General features: G+C 71.4%; 16 protein-coding genes. 3 read left to right on the forward strand and 13 right to left on the reverse strand.

Features of this window, described 5'->3' with window-relative positions:
- Positions 1 to 2: 2 nt before the first annotated feature.
- The 11 genes from ACX80N_RS08565 to dacB all read right to left on the reverse strand — a co-directional run bounded on the left by ACX80N_RS08565 (position 3) and on the right by dacB (position 10,251).
- Entirely contained in the window at positions 3 to 518 is a 516-nt protein-coding gene (locus ACX80N_RS08565) for a PH domain-containing protein (RefSeq protein ID WP_105032298.1), read from the reverse strand.
- Positions 511 to 996, reverse strand: coding sequence for a DUF3180 domain-containing protein (locus ACX80N_RS08570; RefSeq protein ID WP_105032297.1), 486 nt, complete (start codon positions 994 to 996; stop codon positions 511 to 513). Before ACX80N_RS08570 ends, ACX80N_RS08565 begins: the two co-directional genes overlap by 8 nt.
- Positions 997 to 1,002: 6 nt before the next feature.
- Positions 1,003 to 1,497 carry a 2-amino-4-hydroxy-6-hydroxymethyldihydropteridine diphosphokinase gene (gene folK, locus ACX80N_RS08575; RefSeq protein ID WP_459339034.1) on the reverse strand — a complete coding sequence of 165 codons (495 nt, stop codon included), beginning with the start codon at positions 1,495 to 1,497 and terminating at the stop codon, positions 1,003 to 1,005.
- Positions 1,494 to 1,901 (reverse strand): dihydroneopterin aldolase, encoded by a 408-nt coding sequence (gene folB, locus ACX80N_RS08580; protein WP_105032295.1) that lies wholly within the window; start codon positions 1,899 to 1,901, stop codon positions 1,494 to 1,496. The genes folK and folB overlap by 4 nt, the downstream gene beginning before the upstream one ends.
- Entirely contained in the window at positions 1,898 to 2,809 is a 912-nt protein-coding gene (gene folP, locus ACX80N_RS08585; protein WP_459339035.1) for a dihydropteroate synthase, read from the reverse strand. The genes folB and folP overlap by 4 nt, the downstream gene beginning before the upstream one ends.
- Positions 2,810 to 2,819: 10 nt before the next feature.
- A complete protein-coding gene (folE, locus tag ACX80N_RS08590) occupies positions 2,820 to 3,437 on the reverse strand; it encodes a GTP cyclohydrolase I FolE (protein WP_205753620.1) in 618 nt (205 codons plus the stop codon).
- Between the two features lie 64 nt (positions 3,438 to 3,501).
- A complete protein-coding gene (ftsH, locus tag ACX80N_RS08595; protein WP_105032292.1) occupies positions 3,502 to 5,556 on the reverse strand; it encodes an ATP-dependent zinc metalloprotease FtsH in 2,055 nt (684 codons plus the stop codon).
- A 176-nt stretch (positions 5,557 to 5,732) separates the two neighbouring features.
- Positions 5,733 to 6,284: a hypoxanthine phosphoribosyltransferase gene (hpt, locus tag ACX80N_RS08600; protein ID WP_105032291.1), complete on the reverse strand. Its 552-nt coding sequence runs from the start codon at positions 6,282 to 6,284 to the stop codon at positions 5,733 to 5,735.
- Between the two features lie 3 nt (positions 6,285 to 6,287).
- Positions 6,288 to 7,508: a tRNA lysidine(34) synthetase TilS gene (gene tilS, locus ACX80N_RS08605; RefSeq protein WP_459339036.1), complete on the reverse strand. Its 1,221-nt coding sequence runs from the start codon at positions 7,506 to 7,508 to the stop codon at positions 6,288 to 6,290.
- Positions 7,501 to 8,640, reverse strand: a complete 1,140-nt coding sequence (locus tag ACX80N_RS08610; protein ID WP_459339037.1) for a zinc-dependent metalloprotease — start codon at positions 8,638 to 8,640, stop codon at positions 7,501 to 7,503. The genes tilS and ACX80N_RS08610 overlap by 8 nt, the downstream gene beginning before the upstream one ends.
- Positions 8,641 to 8,814: 174 nt before the next feature.
- Complete coding sequence (dacB, locus tag ACX80N_RS08615; protein WP_459339038.1) at positions 8,815 to 10,251, reverse strand: D-alanyl-D-alanine carboxypeptidase/D-alanyl-D-alanine endopeptidase; 1,437 nt, start codon at positions 10,249 to 10,251, stop codon at positions 8,815 to 8,817.
- 176 nt (positions 10,252 to 10,427) lie between these two features.
- On the opposite strand from dacB, the gene ACX80N_RS08620 reads away from it, so the two are divergent.
- Complete coding sequence (locus tag ACX80N_RS08620; RefSeq protein WP_459339039.1) at positions 10,428 to 10,994, forward strand: inorganic diphosphatase; 567 nt, start codon at positions 10,428 to 10,430, stop codon at positions 10,992 to 10,994.
- 173 nt (positions 10,995 to 11,167) lie between these two features.
- On the forward strand, positions 11,168 to 11,797 hold the full coding sequence (locus tag ACX80N_RS08625; RefSeq protein ID WP_459339040.1) for a hypothetical protein: 630 nt from the start codon (positions 11,168 to 11,170) through the stop codon (positions 11,795 to 11,797).
- 54 nt (positions 11,798 to 11,851) lie between these two features.
- Here ACX80N_RS08625 and ACX80N_RS08630 read toward each other — a convergent pair whose 3' ends face one another.
- Together ACX80N_RS08630 and serS are read right to left on the reverse strand one after the other, a co-directional pair.
- Positions 11,852 to 12,688, reverse strand: a complete 837-nt coding sequence (locus ACX80N_RS08630) for an HAD family hydrolase (protein ID WP_105032286.1) — start codon at positions 12,686 to 12,688, stop codon at positions 11,852 to 11,854.
- A gap of 32 nt (positions 12,689 to 12,720) precedes the next feature.
- Positions 12,721 to 14,010 carry a serine--tRNA ligase gene (serS, locus tag ACX80N_RS08635; protein WP_459339041.1) on the reverse strand — a complete coding sequence of 430 codons (1,290 nt, stop codon included), beginning with the start codon at positions 14,008 to 14,010 and terminating at the stop codon, positions 12,721 to 12,723.
- A gap of 68 nt (positions 14,011 to 14,078) precedes the next feature.
- On the opposite strand from serS, the gene ACX80N_RS08640 reads away from it, so the two are divergent.
- On the forward strand, positions 14,079 to 15,298 hold a 1,220-nt coding region (locus ACX80N_RS08640), incomplete at its 3' end, for a diacylglycerol/lipid kinase family protein (protein ID WP_459339042.1).

Consider the following 15,298-nt stretch of genomic DNA (forward strand, 5'->3'; position numbering starts at 1 on the left):
GGTCACAGCCCGGCCAGCCTGGCTTCTCCCCGCGCGGACAGCTGCTCGCGCAGGCGTGCACCCTCCTCGGCCGGGAGTCCCGGGATCAGGGCGTTGGTGGCGGGGGACGCGGTGTGCAGCTTCAGCGTGCAGATCCCGTAGGCGCGCTCTAGGGGTCCGACGGCGACGTCGACGTACTGCATGCGGCCGTAGGGCACCACCAGGGTCCGCTGGAAGAAGACGCCCTGGCGGACGAGGAGGTCGTCGTCGCGCTCCGCGTAGCCGATGGCCGCCACCTGCCGCGGGAGCAGGAGGCCGCGCCAGACGGCGATGACCAGCACGAGGGCCGGGAGCCCCCAGGCCATCCAGTCGGGCGGGAAGGAGTCCCAGACGCCGGTGAGCCGCAGCACCAGCGGGACCGCGGCGAGGACGAGCCAGACCAGGGACCCGATGAGCCACCCGATCAGCCTGACGCGCAGGTACTTCGGCGACACCCTGGACCACTCGAGTCCCGACGGATCGATCGGTTCCCTACGCATATTCCCCCTCGCTGGAGCCCGGAGCGCCCGTGCCGCCGTCGTCGGGCGGGAGCCGGCAGAAGTCCTCGACCACCAGTCCCACCATGATCATGATGATCCCACCCGCCATCAGCGCAGCCGATCCCCAGAGGGGCCCGGTGGTCGAGCGCACCGAGAGCAGTGCCACCTGGTCCACGAAGATCCCCGCGTGCCAGCCCAGGCTCAGCGCACCCGCGTAGGCGCAGGCCTGCGCGAGGACGAGGGTGCGGGTCGCCAGGATGGGATCGAGCGGGCGGTCGTGGTCGCCGTTGCGCCAGCGCAGTACACGCCGGCCGAACACGAGCGTGATCCCGATGATGACCGCCGTCGTCACGAGCGACGTCAGGGGCAGGGTCGGCGTGCCGTAGCCGTTGCGGGTGGCGAGCCAGTTGACCAGCCACCCGACGACTCCGGCCACCACGCCCACCACGGCCAGCCATCGGAACCGAAGGGTGCTCACAGCGTCCTAGACTCCCTCGAAGGGCACCAGGCCCGCAAGGTCCTCGGCGTCGGCCGCGAGCTCCGCGACGGACCGGCCGTCCAGGCGTGCCCCCGCGTCCATCCACGCCCAGGGCTGCAGGACGAAGGCACGGGACGCCGCGCGGGGGTGCGGGATGGTGAGCTTCTCGTCGTCGGACGTCCAGGCACCGTAGGTGATGATGTCGACGTCGAGCGTCCGGGGGCCCCAGCGGACGGTGCGCCTGCGGAGGTGGCTGTCCTCGACGGCCTGGCAGTGCGCGAGGAGCTCGTACGGACCGAGGTCCGTCTCCACCTCGATCACCATGTTGAGGTAGTCGGGCTGCTCCGGGCCGCCCACCGGCTTGGTCCGCACCACGGGTGAGACCGCGTGCAGGCGCACGTGGTCGGACTCCACGAGGTCGGCGACGGCCAGCGCCAGGGTGTCGTTGCTGGCGCCGAGGTTGCTGCCGAGGGCGAGCACCGACCGGACGGTGCTGCTCATGCCCGGCTCCGGCGCAGGGTCACGGCCACGTCGCCGAACAGCACCTCGATCGGCGCCTGCGGCTTGTGGACGGTGACGTCCACGGCCGCCACCGGGAAGGACGCGAGGACCGACGCCGCGATGGTCTCGGCGAGGGCCTCGATGAGGCTGAACGGCTCGCCCTCGATGATCCGGTGCACCATGAGGGCGAGCTCGCCGTAGTGGGCGGTCCGGGTGAGGTCGTCGCTGGTACCGGCCGGCCGCAGGTCGAGGTGGAGGACGACGTCGACGACGAACGGCTGCCCGTCGCGGCGCTCGTGGTCGAAGACACCGTGGTACCCGGTGGCGGTGATGCCTTTCAGCACCACGGCGTCGAGGTCCCCCGACGGGGAGCCGGGGCGGACGGGGGCGGCCTGGACGGTCACGGCCGAGGACCGGCGGCCGCGGCGACCTTGACGGCGTCGAGGGTAGCGGCGGGGTCGTGGACGCGCACGCCCCAGGCGCCGGCGGCGGCGGCCAGGGTCGCGACGGCGAGCGACGCGTAACCGCGCTCGCCGGGCGCGGCGACCTTCCCGGCGGAGGTCAGCAGGGTTCCCAGGAACCTCTTCCGCGAGGCGCCGACGAGCACGCGGTGGCCCATCCCCGTGAAGGCGTCGAGGTTGCGGAGGAGCTCCCAGTTGTGCTCGTCGGTCTTCGCGAAGCCCAGTCCCGGATCGAGGATGATCCGGTCCGCCGCGACGCCGGCCTCGACGAAGCGGTCCCGCAGGGCGGCGAGCTCGGCCGCCACCTCGGCGACGACGTCGTCGTAGTCGGCCAGCGCGTCCATGGTGGCCGCGGTCCCGCGGCGGTGGGTGAGGATGTACGGGACGCCGCGTTCGGCGACGAGGGCCGGCATGGCGGGGTCGAACTCGGCGCCCGAGATGTCGTTGACGATCGCGGCCCCGGCGTCGAGTGCCTGCCGCGCCGTCTCGGCGTGCATCGTGTCGATGCTCACAAGGGCACCGGCCTTCACGAGCGCCGCGACCACGGGGAGCACGCGGGTGAGCTCCTCCTCCACGGGGACCTGCCGGGCGTTGGGACGGGTGGACTCGCCGCCGACGTCGATGACGTCGGCGCCGCCGTAGTGCATCCGCAGGCCGTGGCCGATGGCGTCGTCGGTGGTCGCGTATCTGCCGCCGTCACTGAAGGAATCGGGCGTGACGTTCAGGATGCCCAGGACGACGGCGCGGTCCGCGGGAAGGTCATGGACGGTCCTGGGTGTACGGACGGGCCGGATGACGGGGAGTGGCGAGGTTGCCGGCCCTGTCCCGGGCGCTGCTGCGAGAGAATCCATCAGGGTGGTCCTACCTTCCGAGTATGAGGCTCATGGCCTCGGCGCGCGTAGCCGTCTCGCGGATCTGTCCGCGCACGGCGGACGTGACGGTCTTCGCGCCGGGCTTCCGCACCCCGCGCATCGACATGCACATGTGCTCGCACTCGATGACGACGATCGCGCCCTTGGGCTTCAGGTGTTCCATCATCGCATCGACGATCTGCGTCGTCAGCCGCTCCTGGACCTGGGGGCGGCGGGCGTACACCTCCACGAGCCGTGCCAGCTTGCTCAGGCCCGTCACGCGACCGTCCACCGAGGGGATGTACCCGACATGGGCGGCTCCGTGGAACGGGACCAGGTGGTGCTCGCAGGTGGAGTAGAACGGGATGTCCTTGACCAGGACCAGTTCCTGGTGGTCCAGGTCGAAGGAGGTGGAGAGCACCTCCCCGGCGTCCTGGTGGAGACCGGCGAACATCTCCGCGTACGCCTTCGCGACCCGCTTCGGGGTCTCCAGCAGGCCGTCACGGTCGGGATCCTCACCGATCGCCGCGAGGATCTCCCGGACCGCCCGCCGGATGCGGGGCTGGTCCACGGGGGATCCTGTGGCGACCAGGGCGGCATCCACCACTTCGTCGTCGAAATCTGTCACGGGTCGTCTCCCCCTTCATCGGCACTGGCCGCCAGCCCTCTGGCCGGCGGTGGACACTGCGGGACTAGCTGTCCCCGGCCTCCCGGTGGCCTTCGCCCGATGCGGGTGAGGGGAGCTCCGAGCCGTGCACGTCGAAGTCACCGGGCAGGTTCGCGTCCGCGATCTGGTCCTGCGGGGCCACGGACTCGGGCGCGGGCCTGCCGCTCTCGAGCGCCTCGGCGCGTTCCTTCGGTGACGTGACCGGAGGCAGCGAGTGCACGGGGCGGGTCTGCTTGGACAGCCACACCTCGCGCAGCTCGCGCTGCCGGATCGCCGAGAAGACCTCGGCGATCTCGGCCTGGTTGAGCGTCTCGCGCTCCAGCAGTTCCAGGGCGATGCGGTCGAGCACGTCGCGGTTCTCCGTGAGGATCTGGTAGGCCTCGTCGTGCGCGTTGTCGATGAGGCGGCGCACCTCCTCATCGACCACGAGGGCGATCTGGTCGGAGTAGTCGCGGTCGCTGCCCATGTCACGTCCGAGGAACGGCTCGCCGGCGCCCTGTCCGAGCTTCACGGCGCCGATGCGCTCGCTCATGCCGTACTGCGTGACCATCTTGCGCGCGGTCCCGGTGGCCTTCTCGATGTCGTTCGAGGCGCCGGTGGACGGGTCGTGGAAGACGATCTCCTCGGCCACCCGTCCTCCCATGGCGTAGGCCAGCTGGTCGAGCAGCTCGTTCCTCGTCACCGAGTACTTGTCGTCGCTCGGCATGACCATGGTGTAGCCCAGGGCGCGTCCGCGCGGAAGGATCGTGATCTTCGTGACGGGGTCCGTGTTGCGCAGCGCCGCCGCCACCAGGGCGTGGCCGCCCTCGTGGTACGCCGTGATCTTCCGCTCGAGTTCCTTCATCACGCGGCTGCGCTTCTGCGGGCCCGCGATGACGCGGTCGATGGCCTCGTCCAGTGCGCGGTCGTCGATCAGCTGAGCATTGGAGCGGGCGGTGAGGAGTGCGGCCTCGTTGAGGACGTTCGCGAGGTCGGCGCCCGTGAAGCCGGGGGTCTTCTTCGCCACGGCCTTGAGGTCCACGCCGGACGCCATGGGCTTGCCCTTGGAGTGCACGGAGAGGATGTGTTCGCGCCCCTTCATGTCCGGGGCCTCGACGCCGATCTGGCGGTCGAAACGGCCAGGGCGCAGGAGGGCGGGATCGAGGACGTCGGGGCGGTTGGTCGCCGCGATGAGGATCACGTTGGTGGTGGCGTCGAAGCCGTCCATCTCGACCAGGAGCTGGTTGAGGGTCTGCTCGCGCTCGTCGTTGCCGCCGCCCACGCCGGCACCGCGGTGGCGTCCGACGGCGTCGATCTCGTCGACGAAGATGATGGCGGGAGAGTTGTTCTTGGCCTGCTCGAAGAGGTCACGGACGCGGGACGCACCGACGCCGACGAACATCTCCACGAAGTCGGAGCCCGAGATGGAGTAGAAGGGGACCCCGGCCTCACCGGCGACCGCGCGGGCGAGGAGGGTCTTGCCGGTCCCGGGAGGGCCGTAGAGGAGGACGCCCTTGGGGATCTTGGCGCCAAGCGCCTGGAACTTCGCGGGTTCCTGCAGGAACTCCTTTATCTCGAGCAGTTCCTCGACGGCCTCGTCCGCACCGGCGACGTCGTTGAAGGTCACCTGCGGCATGTCCTTGGAGATCAGCTTGGCCTTGGACTTGCCGAACTGCATGACCTTGGACCCGCCGCCCTGCATGCGGCTGAGGAGGAACCAGAAGATGACGCCGAGGATCAGGATCGGGAAGATGAGGCCGGCGAGGCTGAGCAGCCAGTTGCTCTCGGCGGGCTGGTCGGTGAAGCCGTCGACGTCCGACGCGTTGATGGCGTCGACGATGCCCTCGGCGCGCGCGGTGCTGTAGTAGAACTGGACGCTGCGGCCCTTGTCCTCGTAGTCCTCGCTCAGGGTGAGGTCGACACGCTGCTCGCCATCGTAGATCTTCGCCTGCTCGACCCTGTCCTCCTGCAGGAGCCTCAGACCCTCGTCGGTGTCGATCCGGGTGCTGGTGCCGAAGAGACTCGGGAGGACCAGGAGGAGTGCCACGACCGCCAGCACGATCCAGAAGACGGGACCCTTGAAGATGTTCTTGAATGTCATTCGTCTCAGGGCGGCAAGCCCTGTCCCTCCTGCTGATGCAAGTAAAAGTATGCGGGCGCACTGCCACGCGGGTGCCCCGGGGGCACCTCAACATATACACCGTCCGAGATGGAGCACGCGCGGATCGGACCGATAGTTCCCTCTAGGCGTACTGCCCGGCCGTCGCCGGGTGCGTCCTATTCGTAGACGTGCGGTGCGAGCGTGCCGATGAAATCGAGGTTGCGGTACTTCTCCGCGAAGTCGAGGCCGTAACCCACGACGAACTCGTTGGGGATGTCGTAACCCACGTACTTAACGTCGATCTCCACCTTTGCGGCGTCCGGCTTCCGCAGGAGCGTGCAGATCTCGACGGAGGCAGGGCCCCGGGACAGGAGGTTCGCCTTGAGCCACGACAGGGTCAGGCCGGAGTCGATGATGTCCTCGGCGATCAGCACGTGCTTGCCCATGAGGTCCGTCTCGAGGTCCTTGAGGATCCGCACGACACCCGAGGACTGCGTGCCCGAGCCGTAGGAGGAGACGGCCATCCAGTCCATCGTGATGTGCGAGTGCAGGGCGCGGGCGAGGTCCGCCATGACCATCACGGCGCCCTTCAGGACACCCACCAGGAGGATGTCGCGGCCCTGGTAGTCGGCGTCGATCTGCTGTGCCAGCTCGTTGATCCGCTGCTGGATCTCCTCCTTGGTGTAGAGGACGTGCTTGAGGTCTGACCGGACGTCGTTGGAATCCACCGATTACTCCTGGGTAGGTCGGCGTGAGCGCGTCACACCGGGGCCATCGTTGCTGCCATTGTTACTAAGGACAAGATTGCCATAGCTTGCTTCCCCCCGGAGAACCGCGCGGCCCCGCACCTGGCGGTGGACGCTGACCTTCCCGCCCAGCTGCACCGGGCCGGCGGATCCCCTGCGCTGCAGCAGCGACTCCGCGGCTCGGAGCCGCTCGGAACTCGGCTGGAACGCCCCGAGCTCGAGGGCGGCGAGGGCGAGGACGCGCTGCCTCAGGGCCGCGGGCAGTCCCCGCAGTCCGTCCTCCGGGAGGAGCACCGCGCCGTCCTCGCCCGGGATCCGCAGCGAGGCGTACGCCTCGGCGCTCAGCTCCTCCAGGAGGTCCGCGTCCTGCCCGAGGATGCGGGCCGTCCGCGCCAGGGCCTGGGCGATCCCCGGGCCCAGCCGGTCCTCGAGGAAGGGCAGCACCTCGCCCCGCACGCGGGAGCGGGCGAAGGCGGGATCGAGGTTGGACGGGTCGTGCCAGGGGTCGAGGTGGTAGAAGTCGCAGATGGCCTCGGTGTCCGCGCGGCGCAGCTCCAGGAACGGCCGGAGGTAGAGGCCGCGGCGCGCCGGCATCCCCGCGAGGGAACGCGTACCGGATCCGCGGGCGAGGCCCAGCAGCACCTGTTCCGCCTGGTCGTCGAGCGTGTGGCCGAGCAACACCGCCGCCGCCCCGAGGCGCCCGGCGGCGGCGTCGAGTGCGGCGTAGCGGGCGCTCCGGGCGGCCGCCTCCGGGCCCATCCCGTCGCCGTCCACGACGACGCGGTGCACCTCGACGGGGTCGAGGCCGAGGCCGCGGGCGGCATCCGCGGCCCGCTCCGCCGTCGCGGCACTGCCGGGCTGGAGCCCGTGGTCGACGACGACGGCGCCGACACGGCAGCGCCCGGTCTGTGCGAGGTGCGCGGCCACGGCTGCGAGCGCGAGCGAGTCCGGGCCGCCGCTGCAGGCCACCAGCACGAGAGGAAGCCCCTTGGACGGGAGGGTGGCCTCGGAGGGCGCGGCGCCCGCCGCATCACGGGCCGGTCCTTCCGGGGCGACCGACGTGGCGGTGTCGCCGGATGGTGCGTCCGGCCCGCCGGAGCCGCGTCCGTTCCGGGGCGCGGGTTCGGCGAGGATCCCCTCGAGGCTCGCCACCAGGAGGTTCCGTGCGGTGCCGACGGCGGGAAGCAGCCGCGGGCGCCTACCCATGGCGGTGCAGGCTCATCCTGTCGATCCATTCGTCGGGAGCGTGGATCTCGCGCTCGGTGGGCAGGTGCGATGCCGACTCCCACACCGCGTTGAAGCCGTCCATGCCGGTCTGGCTGACGACCCTCCGCACGAACTTCGAGCCGTCGCTGTACTGGCGCATCTTCGCGTCCAGGCCCATGAGCTGCCGGATGACCTTCTCGAGCGGACCGCGGGACTTGCCGCGGGCGTTGAAGCGGCGGCGGATGGTTTTGACGGACGGGACGATGCTCCCGTCCACGCCGTCCATCACGACGTTCGCGTGGCCCTCGAGCAGGCTCATGACGGCGGTGAGGTGGGACAGGCGGGCCTTGTCGTCCGGGTCCTGGAGGATCGACAGGACGCCCAGGTTCTGGGGCGGGGCGCCCTCCACCGTCGTGCCCTCGCCGCGTGCACGGGCCTTGCCCGCGGTGATGTTCCTGACGACGGCGCCGAGCCGGTCGGAGAGCGTGTCGGCCTTGTCGATCAGCCCGGATGTCAGCTGTCCGATATGCCCGGTCATGTGGTCCTTCAACCACGGCGCGGCCGCGAACTGCACGCGGTGCGTCTGCTCGTGCAGGCAGACCCAGAGCCGGAAGTCGGAGGGGTCGACGTTCAGTTCGCGCTCCACCGAGATGATGTTCGGTGCCACGAGCATGAGCCGCCCGCCCTGCCCGTTGCGCGAGGGCACGAACGGGTCGTACTGTCCGAGCACCTTGCTGGAGAGGAATGCGAGGATGGCGCCGAGCTGGGCGCCCGTGACGGTGCCGCCGAGGACCAGCGACGCGGACTGCAGGACCTCGGGGCGCGAGGCCGCGAGCTGGTCCAGTGCGGGGTCCATGAGGGTCCGGAAGCTCTGCGAGTTCGCCTTCGCCCAGGAGGCGCGGTCGACGACCAGCAGCTCGGAATCGCGGAGGTCGCGGGCGGCGTCGAGGCGGGAGATGGCATGGACGTGCCCCACCGACGCATCGGCGAGCTCGCGCATGTTCTGGACGGCACGGGCGATCTCCGCCGGTTTCATGGTGGGACCGGCGGGAGTCAGGGACGCGGCGGTGGAGGCCGCGATGTCCCAGTTGACCAGCTGCGGGCGGGGTACTGCGGACTCGTTCCTGGACATGGGCCTATTCGATCACATCCCGCTGACGAGGGCTCCCAGGGATGGGCAGGGCGGCGACGGCGGAGGATGTGCCCCGTGCGGTCCGCCACCGGGGCTCGCCGGACGGGAGCGACCGGCACGGGTCCGGAGGGCCGTGCCGGGCGCAGGGAGCACGGAGGCGCAGCGCCGGGACGGCTACCGGCAGCCGCAGCCCGCGAGCACGGCGGCTGCAGCGTCCGCGGCAGCTCGCGCCTCGGCGGTGTTGCCCTCCAGCCCGAGGGCGAGGAAGGAGAACACGAGGAGGCGTCCGTCGGCCGTGACCACGTGCCCCGAGAGCCCGGTGACGGCGTTGAGCGTCCCGGTCTTCGCCCGCACGAGTCCCGCGCCGGCCCCGGCCGGTCCGGCGTCGGGCGTGAAGCGTGCGGCCAGCGTGCCGGTCAGACCGGCGATCGGCAGGGACCGGGCGACGGCGGCGAGCCCCTCCTCCCCCGAGGTGGTGGTCCCGCGGACCAGCGTGGCGAGCTGGTCCGGCGAGACGGCGTTCCGGACGGACAATCCCGCCGCATCCCCGACGAGAAGCCCCTCCTGAGGGACGCCGAGGCGGGCGGCCGCGGCGGTGAGTGCCTCGGTGGCCCCTCCGAAGGACGCCGGGCGCCCGCTGTCGAGGGCGGCGATCCGCGCCAGTGCCTCGGCCAGGTAGTTGTCGGAGATCTCCAGCATGCGGCGCACCTGATCCTCCAGCGGTGCCGACTCGACGGCAGCCAGCGCCTCGGCGTCGTCGGGCGCCGTCGAGCGCTGCACCTCGGGCAGCACGGTGATGCCTCGCTCCGCCGCGGCGGGGACGAGGGCCGCCGTGAAGAGACGCGCCGCGTCGAGGGCTGCATCCTGGGAGCGTGGCCCGGCGGTGCGTCCCTCCTCGACCCAGGCGGAATTGACCGCGAGCGGATGCAGCGGGGCGATCTCCCCGGCCTCGATGTCCCCCTGCGCCCAGGTGGGGTTCAGGGTCGCGCCGGCGAACAGGGTGTCGTCCAGGTACACGGAGTACGGCCCGGAACCGTCGGCGAGGGCTGCAGCGGCGTCGGCCGCGAGCGTCCCCAGCCCCGCCCGCCCGACGACGGCGGCAGGATCGGAGGTGCCCGAGCCGAGGAGGACGTCGCCGCCCCCGCGCAGGTAGAGATCTCCCGCCTCGGCCTCGGACGCCAGGACCGACGTCGTCAGCGTGTCCCCGGGCTGCCCGAAGGTCAGGGCGGCGACGGCGGTGAACAGCTTGATGTTCGACGCCGGGGGCTGCACGCGCCCGGCGTCCCGCGTGTACAGGACGCTGCCGTCCGAGGAGTCGACGACGGTGCCCGCGAAGCTGCCCGGACCCGCCAGCTGCAGGGCCGCGTCGAGCTCCGCACCGAGGACCGCCGGGGCGGGTGCGGGGGCCGACGGTGAGAGCGCGGGGACGACGTCGGGCACGGCCACGGCCGTGGGCGGGACCTGCAGCGCCGGGGTGACGGGCGGTTCCACCGGAGGCGGCGGGTTCACGGCCGCCAGGACGTGCGGCATGACGTGGGTGGTGACGGGCACTGCGACGGCCGCCATGACCAGGACCAGGAGGAGACCGGTCAGCAGGCGGAGCGGGCGCACGGGAGGTCCTTTCTCGAGGTTTCGCGGGGCAGCACCGAAACCGGGCGGAAATGCCCGGGTACCGGCGGCCGACCGATATGTTAGGGCTGACGATTAAACAGTAGACCGGCGCGGCTCCCCTCCCCGGAGGGCGCGGCCGCAGCCGGTCCCCCATAGACCCACCCCCAGGAGTTGCCATGAAGATCGACGTCACCATCGAGATCCCGAAGGGCTCGCGCGTCAAGTACGAGATCGACCACGACACCCACCGGCTGCGCCTCGACCGTGTCCTGTTCACGTCCATGCAGTACCCCACGCACTACGGCTACTTCGAGAACACGCTGGGCGAGGACGGCGACCCGCTGGACGCGCTCGTGCTGCTCCAGGACTTCGACCTGATCCCGGGCGTCCTGGTCGAGTCCCGGCCCATCGGCGTCTTCAACATGACCGACGACGGCGGCGGAGACGCGAAGGTCCTCTGCGTGCCCGTCGACGCCCGCTTCGAGCACATCAAGGACCTGTCGGACGTCTCCGACTTCCTGCTCGATGAGATCAAGCACTTCTTCACGAAGTACAAGGACCTGGAGCCGGGCAAGTGGGTGGAAGCCGCCGAGTGGGCCGGCCGTGAGGAGGCCGAGGCCGAGGTCGAGGCGTCGCTCAAGCGCTTCAAGGAGGTCGGCGAGGGCAGCGCACAGGACGAGCCGCAGGGCCGTTCCGTGGACGTCGAGGCGAAGAACGCCACCGAGACGCCCGAGGGCCGCTAGTACCCGAGGCGCTGCAAGCAGCTCAGCACCGGGCTCCCGCACATCACGGATGGGCGGGAGCCCCCGTGCATCCGGGGGCAGACGGCGCTCCGGGTCAGGGAACGGACAGCCGGGCGCGCGGAATATCAACGCAAATGAGTTGAGAAGCAGTGCGCGGCGTCCATACTGATGCCATGCACTACGTCCTGACCATCAACCAGCGCGACTCGCGCGAGGTGGGCGACCTCGTGGAGGACCTGCTCAAGGCACTGCGCCACCTGCCCACCGTGATCCCGTTCCAGCGCTCGGTGGGCGACGAGGTGCAGGCCGTGGTCGGCTCGGCGACCACGGCCGTCGACGCCGCGCTGCGCGCCGTCCGCTACCGGCGCTGGCACGTGGGGATCGGCGTCGGCGGGCTCACGCCCCCGGTGCCCCAGCGGATCGTCGACGCCCAGGGTTACGGGCTGGTCTACGCGCGCAGGGCGGTGGACCGGGCACGCAAGACCGGTGAGCGGATCCCGCTGGCGGTCGAGGGGCCTGACGGCGGGATCGCCGCGGAGGCGGAGGCGGTCCTCCGGCTGCTCGGGCAGATCGTCTCCACACGCACCGACGCGGAGTGGGCCGTGCTCGACCTCATGACGCCGGGCGCGCGGGGGCAGCAGAAGTACGTGGCCCAGGAACTCGGCATCACCACGCAGGCCGTGAGCCGCGCCGTCGTCCGGTCGCACTGGATGGAGGAGTGGGCCACGCGGCCCGCCGCCGCCCGCCTGCTGGATCTGGCCTACGGACCGGCGTCGCTCCCCGAGGCGAGCCTCGCGTACTGAACCACCACCCCTGCCGGCGGCCGGCGGCCGGCCGCGGCCTGGAAGGGCCGGATGTCAGACCAGCGAGCGCAGCACCTTCGCCGCGCCGTCGTCGAGCACGCTGCCCGTGACCTCGGAGGCGATGGAACGGACCTCCTCCGGAGCCTGCCCCATCGCGACCCCGCGGCCGGCCCACTGGAGCATCTCGACGTCGTTGCGGCCGTCGCCGACCGCCACGGTGAGGCCGGGATCCGTCCCGAGGCTCCGGCGGAGGGACTCCAGGGCCGTGGCCTTCGTGACGCCTGCGGCCGCGATGTCGAGCCAGGCGGTCCAGCCCACCGAGTAGGTCACCCCGTGCAGCCCGATGGCCGCGACGGCGTGGCCGAACTCCTCGGCCGAGGAGTCGGTGCTGAAGACGACCACGCGCACGGCGCGGCTCTCGAGCATCTCCTCGAAGTCCACGTTCTGCGCCTCGGAGCCGAAGCTCGCGTCCTGGAAGCTCTCGGTGGACAGGAACCTGCCGCGGTCGTCCTCGAGGGCGTACTTGGCGGAGGGGAGCCGTTCGCGCAGCGCGGTCAGGGCGGGCCTCGGGTCGAAGGTGACGCGCTCGAGGACCTCGAAGCCTCCGGGCAGGTCCGCATCGATCCTGAGCGTCACCCCGCCGTTGGAGCACACCGCGTGCCCCCGGGTGATGCCGAGGAGTCCGATGACGGGCAGCGTGGCCCCGAGGGACCGCCCGGTGGCGATGATGACGTCGTGGCCGGCCTCGATGACCGCCCGCACGGAATCACGGACCTCCTCCGTCATGGACCCCTCGTGGTCCACGAGGGTGCCGTCGACGTCGAGGGCGATGAGGTGGTGCTTGCGGTTCTCCGGCCGGTCGTCGGTGCCGACGTTGCTCAAGGTACTCATACCTCAGTGAACCAGACGCCGCCGACGCCCTGCTAGCGCGGCACCGATACCGGGAAGGTTTCCATCCCGTTGAGATAAGGACGCAGCGCCGCCGGCACCGTGACCGAGCCGTCGGCGTTCTGGTGGTGCTCGAGGATCGCCACGATCCAGCGCGTGGTCGCGAGCGTGCCGTTGAGGGTGGCGACGGCGCGTGTCCCCTTCTGCCCCTCGCCCTCCTGGCGCTCGCGGATGTTCAGGCGCCGTGCCTGGAAGGTGGTGCAGTTGGAGGTCGAGGTCAGCTCGCGGTAGTCGCCCTGCGTGGGGACCCAGGCCTCGCAGTCGAACTTGCGGGCCGCGGACATCCCGAGGTCGCCCGCCGCCGTGTCGATCACGCGGTAGGGCAGTTCGACCTTCGCGAGCATCTCCTCCTCCCAGGCGAGGAGGCGCTCGTGCTCGGCGGCGGCGTCCTCGACGGTGGTGTACGTGAACATCTCCACCTTGTTGAACTGGTGCACGCGGATGATGCCGCGGGTGTCCTTGCCGTGCGAGCCCGCTTCCCGGCGGTAGCAGGAGGACCAGCCCGCGTAGCGGACAGGGCCGGCGGTGAGGTCGATGATCTCGTCGGAGTGGTATCCGGCGAGGGCCACCTCGGAGGTACCCACGAGGTAGAGGTCGTCCGCCTCGAGCCGGTAGATCTCGGCGTCGTGGGCGATGTCGAAGCCGGTGCCCTGCATGGTCTCGGGACGCACGAGCGTGGGGGTGATCATGGGGGTGAAGCCGGCCGTGACCGCCTGGTCCATGGCCATCTGCAGCAGCGCGATCTCGAGCCGGGCACCGACGCCCTTGAGGAAGTAGAAGCGGGATCCTGAGACCTTCGCGCCGCGCTCCATGTCGATGGCGCCGATCAGCTCGCCGATCTCGAGGTGGTCGCGGGGCTCGAAGCCCTCGGCGGCGAAGTCCCGTGGGGTGCCGACGGTCTTGACGACCACGTAGTCGTCCTCGCCGCCCTCGGGCGCGCCGTCCTGCACGAGGTTCGGCAGCTTGCGCAGCAGCGCCTCCTGCTCGGCCTTGGCCTCCTCGGACCCGGCGGAGGCGGCCTTGACGGCCGCGGCGAGCTCCTTCACCTCGGCCAGGAGGGCCTGCTTCTCCTCGCCCCGGGCCTGCGCCACCCTCTTGCCGAAGGCGTTCTGCTCGGCGCGGAGCGTCTCGTAGGAGGTGACCGACTCGCGGCGCCGGGTGTCCGCCGCGAGGACGGCGTCCACGAGGGACTCGTCCGCCCTGCGGGCGCGCTGCGATGCTCGGAACTGCTCGGGATTCAGGCGGAGGTCGTTTACGTCGATCACACGCCCAAGACTACCCAAGCCCGCGGGCCCGCCTGCCCGGCCGGGCGGTCCCGCTATTGTGGATGACCATGCGCCGCAAACTGCTCGCCGGTACCGCCGCGGCGTCCGCCGCCGCCGCGTCCCTCCAGAGCTACTGGTCGGTCCGGCGGCTCCAGCAGACCCGCACCCCCACCGCCTCAGTCCACGAGCCGACGCCGGTGCCCGAGGGCCCGCAGCGGGTCGCCTTGGTGCTGAATCCCTCGAAGCTGCAGGCCGCCGCCACGCGGGCGCTCGTGGAACAGGCCTGCTCGGACGCAGGCTGGGATCCTCCCCTGGTCCTGGAGACCACCATCGAGGACCCGGGGACGGGCCAGGCCGCCCGGGCGCTCGAGGCCGGGGCCGACGTCGTCCTCGCGGCGGGCGGCGACGGCACGGTGCGCGCCGTGGCGCAGGTCCTCGCGCACAGCCCGACGGCGCTGGGGCTGCTGCCCCTCGGCACCGGGAACCTGCTGGTGCGCAACCTCGGCCTGCCCTACAACGATGTGGCCGGCTGCCTCCGCCTCGCGCTGCATGGCCACGAACGCCGGATCGACATGGCGCGGATCAGCCTGCGCAACGACCGCACGCAGGTCACCGCCGAGCACCCGTTCCTGGTGATGGGCGGCGTGGGCTTCGACGCCAGCGTGATGACCGACGCGAAACAGGACCTCAAGGAGAAGTTCGGGTGGCTCGCCTACAGCGAGGCGGGCGTCCGGCACCTGCCCGGCCGCCGGCGCCGGATCTCCATCAGCCTGGACGGCCAGCCGCCCCAGAGCCGCAAGGTCCGCAGCCTGCTCGTGGCGAACTGCGGGAAACTGCCGGCGGGCGTGGACTTCGTGCCGGATGCGGTGATCGACGACGGCTACCTCGACGTCGTGGTGCTCAGCCCGCGCAGTCTCCTCGGCTGGACGTGGATGGCCGCGAAGATCCTCCTGCGGCACCGCGGGGGTATCCCCGTCATCAGCTACTACCGTGCCCGGGAGGTCACCATGTGGTCCGGTGACCCGATCGCCACGCAGCTCGACGGGGACCCCTCGGGGTCCGTCACCACGATGACGGCCCGCGTGGACCCCCACGCGCTGACGGTGCGGGTGCCGGCGGCGGCGCCGGGACCGTCCGCGTCTCCTTCGGAGGCGGCAGTGCCCCGCCTGCAGGCACTCCGGACCTGGCAGCGGGGGGGGGGGGGGGGGGGGGGGGGGGGGGGGGGGGGGGGGGGGGGGGGGGGGGGGGGGGGGGGGGGGGGGGGGGGGGGGGGGGGGGGGGGGGGGGG

It is taken from the genome of Arthrobacter sp. MDT2-16 (genome assembly GCF_054510925.1).